General features: G+C 37.3%; 14 protein-coding genes and 1 pseudogene. 8 read left to right on the forward strand and 7 right to left on the reverse strand.

Features of this window, described 5'->3' with window-relative positions:
• Nucleotides 1–80: 80 nt before the first annotated feature.
• From MKL35_RS12115 to MKL35_RS12135, 5 genes and pseudogenes are all read left to right on the forward strand, one after another.
• A pseudogene (locus MKL35_RS12115) lies at nt 81–846 on the forward strand (IS5-like element ISAba31 family transposase).
• 326 nt (nt 847–1172) lie between these two features.
• Nucleotides 1173–1703 carry a Csu type fimbrial protein gene (locus MKL35_RS12120; RefSeq protein ID WP_017393381.1) on the forward strand — a complete coding sequence of 177 codons (531 nt, stop codon included), beginning with the start codon at nt 1173–1175 and terminating at the stop codon, nt 1701–1703.
• 91 nt (nt 1704–1794) lie between these two features.
• Nucleotides 1795–2502 carry a fimbrial biogenesis chaperone gene (locus MKL35_RS12125; RefSeq protein ID WP_004708276.1) on the forward strand — a complete coding sequence of 236 codons (708 nt, stop codon included), beginning with the start codon at nt 1795–1797 and terminating at the stop codon, nt 2500–2502.
• A 40-nt stretch (nt 2503–2542) separates the two neighbouring features.
• Nucleotides 2543–4951 (forward strand): fimbria/pilus outer membrane usher protein, encoded by a 2409-nt coding sequence (locus MKL35_RS12130; protein ID WP_081404507.1) that lies wholly within the window; start codon nt 2543–2545, stop codon nt 4949–4951.
• The gene (locus MKL35_RS12135) at nt 4942–5970 is read left to right on the forward strand and encodes a Csu type fimbrial protein (RefSeq protein ID WP_106465550.1); all 1029 of its coding nucleotides are present in this window, start codon (nt 4942–4944) and stop codon (nt 5968–5970) included. The genes MKL35_RS12130 and MKL35_RS12135 overlap by 10 nt, the downstream gene beginning before the upstream one ends.
• Nucleotides 5971–6030: 60 nt before the next feature.
• On the opposite strand, the gene MKL35_RS12140 is transcribed toward MKL35_RS12135, so the two are convergent.
• Nucleotides 6031–7383, reverse strand: coding sequence for a PepSY-associated TM helix domain-containing protein (locus MKL35_RS12140; protein WP_032012103.1), 1353 nt, complete (start codon nt 7381–7383; stop codon nt 6031–6033).
• Nucleotides 7384–7783: 400 nt separating this feature from the next.
• On the opposite strand from MKL35_RS12140, the gene MKL35_RS12145 reads away from it, so the two are divergent.
• Both MKL35_RS12145 and MKL35_RS12150 read left to right on the forward strand, forming a co-directional pair.
• A complete protein-coding gene (locus tag MKL35_RS12145) occupies nt 7784–8950 on the forward strand; it encodes an MFS transporter (protein ID WP_199983349.1) in 1167 nt (388 codons plus the stop codon).
• 147 nt (nt 8951–9097) lie between these two features.
• Nucleotides 9098–9601: a hypothetical protein gene (locus MKL35_RS12150; protein WP_002049607.1), complete on the forward strand. Its 504-nt coding sequence runs from the start codon at nt 9098–9100 to the stop codon at nt 9599–9601.
• Nucleotides 9602–9655: 54 nt separating this feature from the next.
• On the opposite strand, the gene accC is transcribed toward MKL35_RS12150, so the two are convergent.
• The 6 genes from accC to MKL35_RS12180 all read right to left on the reverse strand — a co-directional run bounded on the left by accC (nt 9656) and on the right by MKL35_RS12180 (nt 15435).
• The gene (gene accC / locus MKL35_RS12155) at nt 9656–11026 is read right to left on the reverse strand and encodes an acetyl-CoA carboxylase biotin carboxylase subunit (protein WP_002049609.1); all 1371 of its coding nucleotides are present in this window, start codon (nt 11024–11026) and stop codon (nt 9656–9658) included.
• 16 nt (nt 11027–11042) lie between these two features.
• Entirely contained in the window at nt 11043–11462 is a 420-nt protein-coding gene (gene accB, locus MKL35_RS12160; RefSeq protein WP_000354611.1) for an acetyl-CoA carboxylase biotin carboxyl carrier protein, read from the reverse strand.
• Between the two features lie 17 nt (nt 11463–11479).
• A complete protein-coding gene (aroQ, locus tag MKL35_RS12165) occupies nt 11480–11935 on the reverse strand; it encodes a type II 3-dehydroquinate dehydratase (RefSeq protein ID WP_106479784.1) in 456 nt (151 codons plus the stop codon).
• 235 nt (nt 11936–12170) lie between these two features.
• Entirely contained in the window at nt 12171–13499 is a 1329-nt protein-coding gene (locus tag MKL35_RS12170; RefSeq protein WP_270913824.1) for a Y-family DNA polymerase, read from the reverse strand.
• Nucleotides 13500–13833: 334 nt separating this feature from the next.
• A complete protein-coding gene (locus tag MKL35_RS12175; RefSeq protein WP_032012100.1) occupies nt 13834–14844 on the reverse strand; it encodes an ABC transporter substrate-binding protein in 1011 nt (336 codons plus the stop codon).
• Nucleotides 14845–15435: an ANTAR domain-containing response regulator gene (locus tag MKL35_RS12180; RefSeq protein WP_001125253.1), complete on the reverse strand. Its 591-nt coding sequence runs from the start codon at nt 15433–15435 to the stop codon at nt 14845–14847.
• A 384-nt stretch (nt 15436–15819) separates the two neighbouring features.
• Here MKL35_RS12180 and MKL35_RS12185 point away from each other — a divergent pair, with 384 nt between their 5' ends.
• Nucleotides 15820–16161 carry a hypothetical protein gene (locus tag MKL35_RS12185; protein WP_002049585.1) on the forward strand — a complete coding sequence of 114 codons (342 nt, stop codon included), beginning with the start codon at nt 15820–15822 and terminating at the stop codon, nt 16159–16161.
• Nucleotides 16162–16167 lie beyond the last annotated feature (6 nt).

Genomic DNA, 16167 nt, shown 5'->3' on the forward strand with positions numbered 1-16167 from the left:
TAGGGTGTGTTGACACTTTTAGCTTAAAAAAATAGCGAAGTAGTAAAATCAAATCGCCAAACCCAATTTTACTATTCGCTATGCCTCGTACCATGCTGACAGATCAACACTGGCAAAAGTTGAAAGTTATTCTGCGTAATTTATCCATTCACCACAACTCAAATTTACGCAATTTTATTGAAGCTATTCTCTATAGAATTAGAACAGGCTGTCCGTGGCGAGATATTCCTTGCTGTTTTGGTCATTCAAACTCTATTTTCAAACGTTTTAATCGTTGGTCAAGCAGCGGTAAGTTTCTTAGATTATTCAAATTACTAGCCTCATGCCCCGATATGGAGTGGATTTTTATTGATGGCTCTCATGTACGTGCTCATCAACATTCTGCCGGCATAGCGAATCAATCTATTTCTAAAAGTGTAGGAGGAAACTCCTCAAAAATACATTTGATTGTTGATGCACATGGCAATCCTATTGATTTCATGATTACCGATGGAACCACACATGATGTTAAAGTTGCACCTGATTTAATATCAACATTAGATTTAAAAGAGACAAAAGTGGTATGTGCAGATAAAGGCTATGATTCAGAACCACTGCGTGAACAGATCAGGAAAACAGGGACTAAAGCGAATATACCAAAGAAAACAAATAGCCAATCGAACAATGACCATATGGACTGGTATTTATATAAAATCAGGCATTTAGTTGAAAATATGTTTTGTAGATTAAAGCAATTTAGAGGAATAGCTACTCGATATGACAAGCTCAAAAGAAATTATCAAAGTTCTGTTGCTTTAGCCTGTATATTTTTATGGCTACCTTTATAGGGTTAATTATGAACAGTAAATGTCAACAAACCCTAATGAAATTTTATGATTTTTTATTAAAACTAATAAAAAAGTGAATAAAATTACCGGAAATTTCTACAAAAAGTGGTATAGACCATATAAAAACACATAATTGAGAAATCCATCGGATTTTGAATTGTTAATAGATATTTAAAATGAAACTAATATCAGCATTTTTGTTGTTTTTTTGTATGATGCGCGCACAGTAGAGTAAAAAAAAAGACGCTTTGAAAAAACAGTCAGAAAAGCTAGTGATTGGATTGGGGAAGGCTAGTTTTTACATCTATTAATTCTTATTGGCGTAATGTAAAAAGGTTTTCAATCATGAAAAAATCTCTCATCGGTTTAACAGCAATTGCTATGGGGTTAATGTCTATCAATGTCGCAAATGCTGCAACGGCTACAGGTACATTAACTGTTAAAGCAACAATTACAAATAGTTGTGTATTGAATACATCAGCTACGGGTACAACTGCTAATGCAGTTTTAGATTTTGGTACTTTAAGCTCTCTTGCTAACAATGTAGATGCAGATACGACTACTACGGGCGGTACAGCTATTAAAGTGTTATGTAACAATACTGTGCCATGGACTTTAGCTTTTGATGCAGGCAAAAATGCTCAAACAACTCAACGCCGTATGATTGGTGGTGCAACAAGTAACGAATATATCCCTTATAACCTTTTCTCTGACACTAACCGTGCAACAGCAATCGGTATTTCAACAACAGCCTATAGTGGTACAGGTACTGGCGCAGTACAAACAGTGAACGTGTATGGCCGTATTCCTGCTGGCTCAACTTTGCCAAGTGCAGGTAGTTATGTTGATACTGTGACTGTGACTGTTACTTATTAATTTTAAATAAGTTCTATTCATTGTTGACGCTAGCTCTTATTTGAAAGAGCTAGCTTAAGTTTAATTTGAGAAAAGTAATTCTGGGCAAATCATGAGAAAAAATATCTTTGTTGCTACAAGTTTATTATTATTTTTGCCTAGTATGTTAAATGCTGCCTCAATACGTCTTTCTCCTGTAAATGTTGAAATATTGAGTGATCAGACTGCATCTTCAATTAGCTTGTATAACCAGTCAAATGAAAGTGCTGATTTACAGGTACGTATATTTGAATGGACCCAAAATGCTGGGCAAGATCAATTAATTCCTACAGATGATATTGCAATTAGCCCACCTTTTTTAAAATTAAAACCTAATGACTCTTATAATTTACGAGTAGTTAGAATTAAGCCGGAACCAATTTCTGGTGAAAAAACCTACCGTATTATTATTGATGAATTACCCAAGCCTATTGATAGCCGAAAAGCTTCTCAAGGTGTAAATGTATTGCTTCGCTCATCATTGCCTGTGTTTGTAGTCAATAAAGATGCGATGACTAAGCTGACTTGGTCAATACAACAAGAACAAAATAGTGCTTATCTTTCCATTAATAATATTGGCAATCGCCATGCACTGTTAAATAATTTAACGCTAGTAGATACTACTTCAAACAAAAGTTATCCGATTAAAGTAAATACCGTAAATGGTTATATTCTTTCCGGAAAATCAAGAAACTTTAATATTAGTTCTGATTTTAAATTTCAAGCTGATCATAAGTATAATATTTCATTGAATATTAACGGTAAGCCAGCATCTCTTTAAAGAGGCACATATGAAATATCTCGTAAGTGCTTTATGTGTTATGTACTTGCCGATTCATGCTTTTGCTGAATCATTACAAGATAACACCAATGCTGCTTTACCCAATATTCCTGAAGTAACAAACTCCGCTTTTCAGGCATCTGGTTCTGATAAAGGCTATATTCAGCTATTTCTAAATATTTCGATCAATTCTAATACATCTACTGATTTAATATCGGTACACCAAGATCAAGATAAAAAGTTATATGTTCGTGCCCGTGACCTAAAAGCTTTAAGGCTAAAAATGGATGAGCATATTCCAGATAGCCAATGGGTGTGTATTAATGAACTTAAAGGAATCCAGTTTAAATATCTGGAAAATGAGCAATCTTTAAACTTACAAGTTCCCGCCAGCATGTTAACTGGTTACTCAGTTGAGTTAAGTGGTCAGCAAACTACTAGTTCTGGTTTGCTAAAAATGAAACCCTTAAATGCTGCAATCCTGAACTATAGCCTGTACCACACCATAACCAATGATGAGAGTATTTTCTCTGGTTCAGCAGAAGGGATTTTCAACAGCACCCTTGGTAATTTTTCATCAGGCGTTTTATATAACGGTAGTAATGAAACGAGCTATAGCCATGAGAAGTGGGTGCGTCTGGAAAGTAAATGGCAATATGTAGACCCTGAAAAAGTCAGGATATATACCCTAGGTGACTTTGTTTCCAACAGTTCTGACTGGGGCAGTAGTGTACGTCTTGCCGGTTTCCAGTGGTCGAGTGCCTATACCCAGCGTGGTGATATTGTTACCTCGGCGTTGCCGCAATTTTCCGGTTCGGCAGCACTGCCTTCAACACTGGACTTATACGTTAACCAGCAAAAGATTTATTCAGGACTTGTTCCGTCAGGCCCATTTGACATTAAGCAGCTGCCGTTTATTTCAGGAAATGAAGTCACACTGGTGACGACTGATGCCACAGGTCAGCAAATCATTACTAAAAAACCTTACTACTTTTCATCCAAGATTTTAGCAAAAGGTATAAATGAGTTTTCAGTAGATGTTGGGGTTCCACGCTACAACTATGGGCTGTACTCAAACGATTATGATGATGCCACCTTTGCCTCTGGTGCAATTCGTTATGGTTATAGCAACTCAATGACCTTAAGCGGTGGTGCAGAGGCTTCCACAGATGGTCTTTCCAACGTGGGCACAGGTTTCGCCAAGAACTTGTTTGGTGTGGGTGTTATCAATGCTGACCTTGCAGCAAGCCAGTATAAGGATGAAAACGGCTATTCGGCTCTGGTTGGTTTAGAAGGGCGTATTAGCAAGAACATTTCATTTAACACAAGTTACCGCAAAGTATTTGATAACTACTTTGATCTGGCCCGTGTATCTCAAATTCGCTATTTAAAAGATAACCAGATTACTTCTGAACCACAGAACTATCTTAGCTATAGCGCGCTGGCAGATGAGATTATTAGGGCAGGGATTAACTATAACTTTTATGCAGGCTATGGTGTTTATGTCGGTTATAACCAGATCAAGTACAGTGATAACTCGTATAAGTTACTGTCTGCGAACTTAAGCGGAAGTTTAAACAAGAACTGGGGTTTTTATAGTTCAGCTTATAAAGATTATGAAAACCATAAGGACTATGGCATTTACTTTGCGCTGCGCTATACGCCATCTACAAAAGTTAATTCAATAACAAGTTTTTCTAATGACAGTGGTAAAACAACGTATAGACAAGAAGTAAATGGATTTAGTGATCCACAAATTGGCTCATTTGGATGGGGTGGATATGTAGAGCGAGATCAGGATGCACATACTAACAATGCATCGATCTATGGTTCGTACCGAGCAAGAGCTGCGTACCTGACAGGTCGTTATAACCGAATTGGGGATAATGACCAGGTTGCACTTTCAGCGACAGGATCGTTGGTTGCGGCGGCAGGACGTATATTTGCGGCCAATGAAATAGGGGATGGTTATGCTGTTGTCACCAATGCCGGACCGAAAAGCCAGATTATAAATGGTGGAGTAAATTTAGGAGAAACTGATAAGTCGGGAAGATTCTTAATTGCGAATTTAAGACCGTATCAATCTCATCATATCTATCTAGACCCATCTTATTTACCACTGGAATGGGATGTGACAACGACCAATCGAACAGCACTTGTGGGCTATCGCCAAGGAACTTTAGTTGACTTTGGTGCTCATCGAGTTGTTTCAGGATTAGCCAAAGTTGTAGATAAAAATAACTCGCCATTGTTACCGGGTTATAGCGTCCGAATTAATGGACAACAAGATGCCGTAGTGGGCTATGATGGTGAGGTCTTCGTTCCAAACCTATTAAAGCAAAATAAACTTGAAATAGACCTTCTTGATCATGGTTCATGTCAAGTTAATTTCACTTACGAAAGTCAGCAATACAGTGCTAAAAAATTGGGGCCTTATGTATGTCAATAAGTATTGTAAGTCATAGTTCCTACATGCTAGCCAAAAAGTTTTCATCTACTTTAAAGTATGTTTTAGCTAGTTTACTGTTATTTGTGCTTTATGCTTTTTTTAGTTCAGCACATGCTGGCTGTACGGTAACTGGAACCACAAATAGTACTTATAATTATACAGCAGCAACGATTAATAGTGACGCTACCATTACTTATACTGGAACTATTCGGTGTACGAATGTTGGGAGTACTGCTCAAATATCAAGATATATGTGCATGAAGACAGTATTTACTGGAGCAACTACTTCAAATAGTAATGTTTCATTACCTTATACGGTTATTGCAACTGTAGGCGGAGCAGGTTCTTCTACTGCAAATCAAACTTCAAACTTTTGGTATGGTCCTGTTACTACGGTGGCACCAAATAATATTATTAGTTACTCAGTAAGTATTAAAGTTCCAGCAAGATCGGGCTCTTTAACAGCCTATCCGGTAGGGACTTATATTGGCTCCGTTCAAGTATTTTGGGACATGCAAGCAAATTCAAGCAGTGTATGTGAGGGTGATAGTGGCGGTGGTTGGGACTCGGGTAATATGACGATTACAGCTAACTATGTAGTACCAAGTTTCTGTCAGTTAGATTCCACATCAAATGTCGATTTTGGCAATATTGGTGATATTGGTACAACAAGTCGTGACTACACGGCTCAAGGTGCGATTAATGCAACTTGCAACAATGGAACACCTTATAGCATTTACTTGGGGGACGGCAATAATCGTATAAGCGGTGGATTTAGACGTATGACCAATGGAAGCAGTCAATACATTCCTTATCAGTTATATAAAGATACTGCGTATAGTACAGTGTGGGATACTACAGGGGGTATAACTGCTGTGGGTGGTTCTGGAGGAGTGTCAAAGACAGGATCTGGCACTAGTCAAATTTCAAATGTATATGGAAAAATTCCACAAGGAACAGCTATTTCAAGTACACCTGGTAACTATTCAGATAGTATAGTTGTTACGGTGACTTATTAGTTACTTGCCAACTCACTATTCACTTAAAGTAAGGAGGTGAGTTGGCAAGTATCATGAGTTTTAGTTAGTGTTTAAAGAGCTTTGTTTTCGTATTAGTAATATCACTAGTGTGATTAATAAGCTAAATCCGAAAATGGGCAAAATAATTGCTAAAATAATAAATGTAAGGGCCGTGATTATTTTTTGTTGATTGGTTGCGCGCTTCCAGACCAATAAAGTTTGGCTTACAAAATGGCTAGTCGTAATTTTTAAATTAGAGGTTTTAAACCAAGCTTTATATGCATAAATAATCATAAAACATAGCCCGAGTGCATATAAAGCGAGTACTAGTTGATTGACCCATCCAAATAATACGCCAATATGAGCATCGACTCCCCAACGTGTAAGTTTTGCAAATAATGAATAATCTTTAAAAGCTAGTTTATCGATGACTTTGTGTTGATGTATATCAATAGCCACACTGTCTGCCTGTGTTGGCCATTTGCGCTGTAGTTCAGTAACAGTCCAAGCTTGGTTTACATCAACAGGAGGTTTGATTTGTATTTGTGCTGAATGAATTCCATTTGCTCTAGCAATTGCTAATACAGAATCGAATTCGGTTGGCATGATTTCTAAATTCGAAGTCTCCATGACCATACCATGATGTTCTTTATGCTCATCATGAGACATTTTTGGTAATGGCGCATTATTTAAAGTTGTGGCTAAGGTTGGCGTTTGCCAATTTAGCCACTGACGAGCAATACGAATATTATCACCGGCCCATTGGGACCATGTAAGGCCCGTAATCGCAATAAACAATAAAAGTGGTAATAAGGTCAAGCCAATAGAACTATGCCACTTTAATAAATAGTTTTTCCGCGTTTGTGTAATTTTGAAGTTTTGACGACGTTTCCACCAACTGTATAGTCCGGTCAGAGTTAAAATGCCGAGCCAACTTGCTGCAAGTTCACTATAAAAACGTCCCCATTTTCCAAGTAATAAATTACTATGCAATTGATCTAAGAATGTGCGAAATGGTAATACTCCACTGGTTCCATATACAGCAAGCTGACCTTTGATATAAAGGGTATAAGGATCTACAAAAATAGCTTCGTTATATAAATGATGAGCTTTATCAGAAAAAATGACTCGTGTTGTTTGTATGGAACTTGGTGCCGGCCTAACTTCTGTAATTTGTGCAGATTCGGGCATCGCTTTTTTTGCTGCTTCAACCTGTTGGCTTAGTGGGTGCATATCTTTATTTAAAGGCTGAACATATAGTGCATCTTTATAGATAGATTGTTCTATCTGAGGAGTAACTGCATATAGAAGACCTGTAAATGCCGCAATAAATATAAATGGGGCAATAAAAATACCAGCGTAAATATGTACGAGACGGAAAAGACTGCGCCAAAAGCTAGGGGTGTTAGGCATTTTGAGAAGTATCGAACAAACTTTGGCGTGAAGTATATCTACTTTTAAATAAAGTTACCCATTGTTTAATTATCTATAGCCAAACTTTTCACATAAAAGCCTTTTAATAAATTGATTATCTAGACCTAAAAATTGAAGAAGTGAGATTAAAATTTGATTAAAGATTGATAGTGATAGCTTTATGCTTTGTATTTTAAAAAGCAATAAAGCTATTAGTTTTTTATCTAGATGATAGAATTGCGCCGGTCAGTAAATTGATGTGTATTCTTACTTAATATGCAATTGATGATGCATCTTTTTGAGGTTGTGTGTGTAGATTGTTGAGTTGCGAGTAAGGCTAATGTAGATATACATACAATTATCTGAAATTCTAACTTATTGAAGATATAAGGTTTATCAGTTGCTCCCATCACTTACAATTCAAACCAGACTCGGTGGATTTTACTTTTTTTACTATTCCATCGTTGGCACATTCATGCCGTATTGGAATTTATATCTTCAAGATCAAGGGTTTAATTATCAGCAGATAGGTATCTTATCATCTATTGCTATTGTGACGCGATTCTTTGCGCCTTTAGTTTGGGGCTGGATCGCAGATAAATCTGGTAAAAGAATGCTTTTGGTGCGGCTCGCAACTTGGATGGAAGCTTGTATATGGTTGGCTATCTTTATAGTTCCCAATACATTTCAATCTGTCGCTTTACTTATGCTTATTTTTAGCTTTTTCCAAAATGCAATTTTGGCTCAGTTTGAAGGGGTAACCTTATTTTGGTTGGGCGACCAAAGGGCAAAACTTTATGGAAAAATTCGAAAATGGGGATCGGTCGGTTTTATTGTAGGTGTGTTTACCATAGGTGCAATTTTAGAAATTATTCCAATCTCTATGTTGCCTATTTTATTACTCATAATAGCATCGCTTGCATTTATTTGGGCTTTTACGATTCGTGAACCAGAAGGGGCTCCTACTTCACAAAAGCATTTAGAACCTTTATTGCCTGTGTTAAAGCGTCCAGAAGTTGCTGCTTTTTTTACTATTGAATTTATTCTTCTTTTTTCACATGCCCCTTTTTATAGTTTTTATAGCAATTTTCTAAAATCTTTAAATTACAGTACCACTGAAATTGGCTTTTTATGGGCAATGGGAGTGATTGCTGAAATTGTGATGTTTGCATATGCCGCTACGTTTTTTAAATATTTTTCGTGGCGTAGTCTTGTTGCCATGTGCTTAGTTTTAACAAGCATACGCTGGTTGTTGGTGGCTCTCTTCTCTCATTATTTTATAGGTCAGTTATTTGCACAGTGCTTACATGCTTTTAGTTTTGGCTTGTTTCATCTTATTGCAATGCGTCTCATTTTTCAGAACTTTTCAATAGGGCAGCAAGGTCGAGGTCAGGCTTTTTATAGCACCATGTGGGGACTTGGAGTTGCCTTTGGAAGTATTCTAGCTGGTCATTATTGGAAAATTCTTACTGGTGAGTATATTTTTATGATTGCTGCATTAGTAGTGCTTCTAGGTTTGTGCTTTGTATTTTGGCTACCTAAACAGATTGAAAAGCCAGCTTCTTAAATCAAATGTTGCTAAAAATTGTTAGGGATGAGTAGTTAAAGATAAAAATTGTTTGATGAGAAGTATCGGTTCGTTACGGTTGAAAAATATTGTTTTTATATGGTTATGAAACAATGTTTTTCTAAAAAAATGTGCTAACTTAAACCCATGCGTTTAATGATTAATAAATCTATGAAAAATATTTATATTATGGGATTATTATTGGCTTGTTCTGGTTTTGCTATGGCTGAGACAGTGACTCAACAGCCAACGGAACAGCCCGTACGCACTGCTAGTAATCCTAACGCTATACGTATTGTTACGCGTCCTGAAATTATGGGATTGTGGGGAATGGAGATTCCAAATAATAAAAAATGTGTAGAGTACTATAATTTCCGTAGTAGTAATGATGTGGTGATTAAAAGCGGTGAAGAATGGTCATATGGTATTTATGAATATCAACCATCTGATGACCCTAAAGAGCAGTTATCAGCTCTAGTGATGCAGATTAAGTTTGATAATAATAAAGTTGATTGTTCTGGTCAGCAGCAAGATCAGACTGGTGATGTTTCCCAGTATTTTGTGCAATGGAAAAATGACCATACTATCAATTTCTGCTCAACTGCTAAAGGCGAGCAATGCTTTGCAACACTACGTCGCATGTTGCCATAAATTTGAATTAATAAAAAAAGCCTCTTATGTAAGAGGCTTTTTTTATTATACATATTATGCAGTTTCAGCTTTCTTTTCTTCTTCCACTTTTTTCAACAAGTGTTTTTCAAGGTAATGGATGTCCATTGCTTGTTCGCAGAAGTTTTTATCTTGCAAGATAAGATCTTTATGTAAAGGAATATTGGTTTTAATTCCTGTAAGAATCATTTCGTCTAACGCTTGACGCATACGGGCAAGCGAAGTTTCACGATTTTTACCATGAGAGATCAATTTTGCAATCATTGAATCATAATAAGGTGGAATGCTATATCCAGGATAGATATGAGAATCTAAACGAATACCTGCACCGCCTGGCGCATAAAAACTTTCAATTTTACCTGGTGAAGGTAAGAAAGTGGTTGGATCTTCAGCATTGATACGACATTCAATGGCATGGCCACGAACTTCAATATCTTCTTGTTGAAGCTCTAAGCCTAAACCAGCTGCAATACGTAATTGCTGTTCAATAATGTCAACACCAGTCACCATTTCAGTTACAGGGTGCTCAACCTGAACACGAGTGTTCATTTCAATAAAGAAGAACTCACCGTCTTCGAACAAGAATTCAAATGTACCAGCACCACGATATTGCATTAACTGACATGCATTAACACAAGCTTGTAAAATATCAGCGCGTGCTTGTTCTGGTAGATTTGGAGCAGGAGCTTCTTCTAACACCTTTTGGTGACGACGTTGTAATGAGCAGTCGCGATCATATAAATGAATCGCATGGCCGTTACCATCACCTAAAACTTGAACTTCGACATGGCGAGGTTTTTGTAAGAAGCGTTCCATGTACACTGTATCATCGCCGAACCACATTTCTGCATCACGTTGAGCTGCTTGAACTGACTCAAGTAATGTATCTACGCGTTCAACAATACGCATACCACGACCACCACCACCAGCTGCCGCTTTAACAATAAGCGGGAAACCGATTTCTTTCGCTTCAGCTAAAGCATTGTGGATAGTTACTGCATGGTCACAACCCGGTACTGTCGGTACACCAGCTTTTTTCATTGCAACAATTGCAGAAACCTTATTACCCATTAAACGAATATGTTCTGGGCGAGGGCCAATGAATGTGAAACCTGAGCTTTCTACAATTTCAGCAAACTCGGCATTTTCTGAAAGAAAGCCATAGCCTGGGTGAATTGCATCAGCACCAGTAATTTCTGCAGCAGTAATAATTGCCGGGATATTTAAATAGCTGTCACTACTTGCACCCGGACCAATACATACTGCTTCATCAACGAAACGTAAATGCATCAAATCTTTATCAGCATCTGAATAGATACCGACAGTTTTGATTCCTAATGTTTTGCAAGCCCGGGTAATTCGTAAAGCGATTTCACCACGGTTTGCAATTAAAACTTTTTGCAACATAGTTGTCCCCGAGGTATTACGCGCGATAACGGAATAAAGGTTGACCGAATTGGATCACTTCACCATTTTTCACTAAAATTTCTTCAATCACGCCGCTTTGAGTTGCTTCAATCGGGTTCATGATTTTCATTGCTTCGATAATACCCAAAGTCTCACCAGCAGATACTGTTTGACCTACTTTAACAAATGGTGCTTCGCCTGGGCTTGGAGCAGCATAGAACACACCAACCATAGGAGAAGTTTCAACTGCTCCACGTGGTGTTTTTGCAACAGGTGCTTCAGCAACAGGAGCTGCCGGAAGTGCTACACCAGCCGCAGCAACGACAGGATTGCGACGAGTTAAAGCGATCGATTGATCACCTTCTTTAACTTCAATCGCTTGCAAGTCAGACTCAATCATTAAATCGATGAGTTTCTTAATTTTGCGGATATCCATGGGCGACTATTCCTGAACTAGTTTGGGTTAGATGGTTGAATTTTTTCAATAGCGTAATCGAGAGCAAAGCTGTAACCTTTTGCGCCTAGACCACAAATCACGCCAATTGCTTTGTCTGATAAATAAGAATGATGTCTGAAAGCTTCACGTGCGTGAACATTTGATAAATGTACTTCTATAAAGGGAATAGCAATGCCCAGTAAGGCATCGCGTAAAGCAACTGAAGTATGAGTGAGGGCAGCAGGGTTAATAATAATCAGTTTTACGCCTTCTGTTTGTGCCTGATGAATACGGTCAACAATGGCACCTTCCCAGTTGCTTTGAAAAGTATCTAGTGTAATAGAGGCTTGTTCAGCTTGAGCAATAAGTTGTTGATTGATATTGTCTAGGGTAAGATGACCATATACTTCTGGTTCGCGTTTTCCCAGCAAATTCAAATTCGGTCCATGAATTACCAAAATGGTCGAACTCATTCAGATTGCTCCAGCTCTAAAGTTGCAAATAATCTTTGCAAGATGTCTGCAAAGTTTGCTTATTATGGCATATGTTTCTACAAGTTTTTTATAATTTCTTTTAATTGTCGCAGAAAGGGTACACCAAATTCGGCTTATATATTGTAAATTTTGCGACGAATTAGCAATGTTAAAAAATGACAAAATTTCAAGTAATTTAACGGAGCTTATTTTAAACCGAATTGACAAAAACAGTTCATGTATTTTGTGTAACGAGGTCGTGAGCATCTTCAATCGTTAACATTTCATTCCAGCGAGTTAGGTAATTTTTTGAGCGATGGCATTGTTTCATTTGCCAAGATGGGTTACGTGAGTGATAGCCGACTTGTAAGTAATGACTACCAAAACGCTTACGGACTGTACCTAAAGTTTCCATCAATTGTTGTCTTTGATGAATAAGTTCTAAAGGCTGCCATAAATCATCAATATGTTGCTGACGTGCATGTAGACCACAAAATAACACGCCAATTTTTATGTAGCTTTTATTTTCTTTATATAAAACATCGATTTGCTGCATTGCGGCTTTTGTTAGTATACATAAATCATCTGTTGCATAATGAAGACCGATAGCCTGAGAAATGGCTTTTTTATAGGGTGGTTTGTCGGTTTTTTCATAAAGCATAACTTGAACACAGGCACAAAGTTGTTCTTGTTTCATTAAACGGCGATGTGCCCGGTTAAGGTGAAAGATAAGTGCTTGTTTAATAATCTCAATACTGGATAAAGCTTGAGCAAAACTTCGTGATGCTAAAATCCGTTTAGTCGGAATAGCGGGATCGTCAAGTTGAATACAGGATTGGCCTTTTAGCTCACGAATGGTACGTGCCATGACCACAGAAAATGCTTTTGCCATATGGTGTTCATTGGCAAAAGTTAAGTCTAGGCAGGAGTACACTTCATAACTTTGTAGTTGTTTGACCAATTGATAGCCAATTCCCCACACTTCTTTGACTGATGTGTGCTGCATGAGATCTTCCATAATTAATGGATCTAAGGTGATAAAATTACAAATTCCGCTAAAACTTTTAATTTTCTTAGCATAGTGATTGGCAAGTTTTGCTTGTGTCTTTGAATATCCAATACCAATACAACAAGGTAAGCCTAACCATTTTAGGAGGGTGTTTCTCACTTCACTGCAGTAATCTGATATATCAATAGACTGAAGGTAAGGGGTGAGATGAATAAAGCATTCATCTATAGAGTAAGCTTCTAAGTCATCTGGAGAGAAAAAGTCACCGAGGACAGCAAAAAAGCGACGAGACATCTCGGCATATAAAGTGTAGTTGCTTGAATAAACTTGAACACCAGCTTTTAAAGCATCTTTTTCAATTTGAAACCAAGGTATTCCCATCTTGATACCTAAAAGTTTTGCTTCTTCGCTACGTGAAACAACACAGCCATCGTTGTTAGATAAAACAACTACAGGTTTATCATTAAGTTTAGGGTTGAAAAGTCGCTCACAGCTGACATAACAATTGTTAATATCAACCAGTGCATAAACTTCGCGGTGTGAGATTTCTCTCATCATTTCTTTGCCCCCAATTTATTAATCCAAAATACATATTTTGAATTTGTAACATAATCAAGTTAACAAAATTACAGACTAATATCTAGGGGAGTTCAGGTTGTTCGTCGAAATTATAAAAAGGATGCAAGACTGCTGAGTTGTCAGTTATTGATATGGAAATGTCTGAAAATGATAAGTTTTAGTTGGTTATGATCGGAAGCATAAGAACTATATTTAATGGATGAGTTGAGTCCTTTAAATATAGTAATGCGTAAAACGCATTTGTCTTATGGGTCTTTCAAGCTGTCTTTGTTAAAAAGACAGCTTTTTTTTATAATGTGCTTAAGTTTTTTTAGAGTTTGGCTTGATTGTAGCAATCGAGATTAATGCATTGTGTACTCAGTTCTATGATTTGAGCAGGAGCTAATTGAAGTTTTTCCCATTTTTGCATTTGTTCAAATAACCAATAAAAGTCTTCTGGTTGCGGGGCAGCATTTTCTTTAACCAAGTGCTTTACAATATTTTGAATCATATAGTATTTATCAACATGCACTTCTTCAGAACAATGAAATCGGACAATCTCGTACTCGACCAATAACTTTAAGACAGGTGTAAAATCTTTTAAATTACTCAATTCTTTTTGAGCTTTCATAATTGCCGCCGTAAGTGCAACTAAGGTTTGAGAGTGTTGTTCAGCCCATTCTTGAGTTACTGCGAGAACTTTATCTGCCACATTGGGAATAATGTCCTGACTTGAGCAAACTATTTTACTTAAGCCTAAAAGTTCTCCTTGTGTATTCCACGGCTCTCCCACACAAAAACCATCAATCACATGGTTATCTAAAGCTTCGACCATATACGGTGGTGGAAGTGCCTTGAGTTTGAGCGTTTGAGCTATTTTAGGGTCTGCTAAAGCGAGCCATTCTCTTAAACAATAATGATGGATTGAATGTTTAAATACATGGGCTAAGGATAGAGCATTATCTTCTTTAATGTAGCTCGTCACTTTTTGGGCTGTAGCTTGTACATTATCGTTTTCTTGAATAGCCAGTTGATGAGTTAATTTTTGGCTTAAGCTAATAAAGGCACGGTTTTTACTTAAAATAAGAGGGGTCTGCAGTGCAATACCAATTTGGTCTGCACCCACAGCTGCAGCGGGTAGCATAGCAGATAAACAATGTGCAGCATCTAATAAACCAAAAGCTAAACGGTCGCGTAGACTTGCCCATGATGCTTCTTTGACTAGGGTAACATCTAAATCGACTTCTTCGAAGAAACCTTGCTGCTTTGCCCACAGTAAAGCGATGCAATCAAGTAAAGGAATATAGCCGAGTTGCAATTGAGTCTTTTCTAATTTGCTCATTTATTCATCCTTTAGTTGATCATTTAGTAATTTTTGAGCGTCAAGTAAACGCCGTGCCATTTCTCCAATCGTTATACGGTGGCTCATGGCATTTTTTCTGAGTAATTGAAAAGCTGTATCTTCAGGTAAGCCATGCAGTTGCATGAGTAGCACTTTGGCCTTTTCAACATCTTTACGATCTGCCAGTTTGGTTTGAGCTTCTTTTAAGTCACCTTCGAGCTTTTTATGTTTTTTATATTGCTCAATTGAAATCTCTAAAATGGTATGTAAGCGGGCAGGGTCTATGCCGTCTACAATATAAGCCGTTACACCTGCATCTATTGCTTGTTTGATGGTGTCTTTATCTGAATTTTTAGTGAATAGAACAGTTGGTAGGTCATAGCTACTCACACAACTTTCAATAATGTCACGATGAGGATGATCCATGTCGAGCAAGATGACATCGGCTTGTAAATCTTCAAGACGAAAAATATTTAAGTGGTCCAAAGTAAGGCAGGCCACCACTTCAAAGTCATTTTCAAGCAGACTGTTTTTTATATAGTCGGCCCGCGCATGATCATCATCGATAAGAGCTATTTTGAGTTTTGGCATAAGTTCAGAAAATCAGGCTAAGAAAATGCGCCAATTCGACGCGTTTTTTGTTATTAAGTTTTAAGCAAGATTAGTGCCATCCAAATTTAAACAAAAAATCAGGCATGAGTGGTCTTTTACTATGTTAAAGCATTGTTTTGATCGATATTGGTGCAAAAATACGATTCATTTTGTAGCAAAACTTATTTTTGTTTAAACCATATAGAGGAGCAGCAATAGTGCAGGAAAAATTAAATATTCTTTATGGGTGAAAAGATGTTTTAGTTTAAATATTTGAAAATAATAATAAAAAATTATTAATATTAATCTTAAAAAGAATTGGCATGCAAAATGCTTAGTTAATTGCAGGTCGAAGACGACCATAAGTTTTAAAGACGGCCAACGATGTCCGTTCTGATCGAATTTGTGAGTGCAACTGCACACATAAAGAATTTACGTTCAGTCGGAGTGAAGGTTATGTCTTTATTTTTATTGCATAAAAAAGTTACATCTGAATTAACTCATTTTTCAGTTCCAGCGATGCGAGCCTTCTCTATGAGGGGGCTCGCTTTTTTTATTTGTTTTTATGACTTTGCTATGCATTGGGTGTCGTCAACGAGTGGAAAAAATGGATTCCAAGCAGCTATACGCTTTGTGATGTTGATACGTTTCTCGGTAGAGCACAAGGCAAAACAACAATGTCTATTTGAGAACGTAAGAACGCAGCTTAAAAGCAACGTGATTTGAGGAGAA

Origin of the sequence: Acinetobacter sp. AOR41_HL, from assembly GCF_027854645.1 — a bacterium.
In the GTDB taxonomy this organism is placed as follows: domain Bacteria; phylum Pseudomonadota; class Gammaproteobacteria; order Pseudomonadales; family Moraxellaceae; genus Acinetobacter; species Acinetobacter nosocomialis.

Bases quoted from the DNA above. Each gene is read 5' to 3' on its own strand.
- MKL35_RS12120 (WP_017393381.1), top strand. From the start codon at position 1,173: ATGAAAAAATCTCTCATCGGTTTAACAGCAATTGCTATGGGGTTAATG.
- MKL35_RS12175 (WP_032012100.1), bottom strand. From the start codon at position 14,844: ATGAGCAAATTAGAAAAGACTCAATTGCAACTCGGCTATATTCCTTTA.
- MKL35_RS12150 (WP_002049607.1), top strand. From the start codon at position 9,098: ATGCGTTTAATGATTAATAAATCTATGAAAAATATTTATATTATGGGA.
- accC (WP_002049609.1), bottom strand. From the start codon at position 11,026: ATGTTGCAAAAAGTTTTAATTGCAAACCGTGGTGAAATCGCTTTACGA.
- MKL35_RS12170 (WP_270913824.1), bottom strand. From the start codon at position 13,499: ATGAGAGAAATCTCACACCGCGAAGTTTATGCACTGGTTGATATTAAC.
- accB (WP_000354611.1), bottom strand. From the start codon at position 11,462: ATGGATATCCGCAAAATTAAGAAACTCATCGATTTAATGATTGAGTCT.
- MKL35_RS12135 (WP_106465550.1), top strand. From the start codon at position 4,942: ATGTCAATAAGTATTGTAAGTCATAGTTCCTACATGCTAGCCAAAAAG.
- MKL35_RS12130 (WP_081404507.1), top strand. From the start codon at position 2,543: ATGTACTTGCCGATTCATGCTTTTGCTGAATCATTACAAGATAACACC.
- MKL35_RS12125 (WP_004708276.1), top strand. From the start codon at position 1,795: ATGAGAAAAAATATCTTTGTTGCTACAAGTTTATTATTATTTTTGCCT.
- aroQ (WP_106479784.1), bottom strand. From the start codon at position 11,935: ATGAGTTCGACCATTTTGGTAATTCATGGACCGAATTTGAATTTGCTG.
- MKL35_RS12180 (WP_001125253.1), bottom strand. From the start codon at position 15,435: ATGCCAAAACTCAAAATAGCTCTTATCGATGATGATCATGCGCGGGCC.
- MKL35_RS12140 (WP_032012103.1), bottom strand. From the start codon at position 7,383: ATGCCTAACACCCCTAGCTTTTGGCGCAGTCTTTTCCGTCTCGTACAT.
- MKL35_RS12185 (WP_002049585.1), top strand. From the start codon at position 15,820: ATGTCCGTTCTGATCGAATTTGTGAGTGCAACTGCACACATAAAGAAT.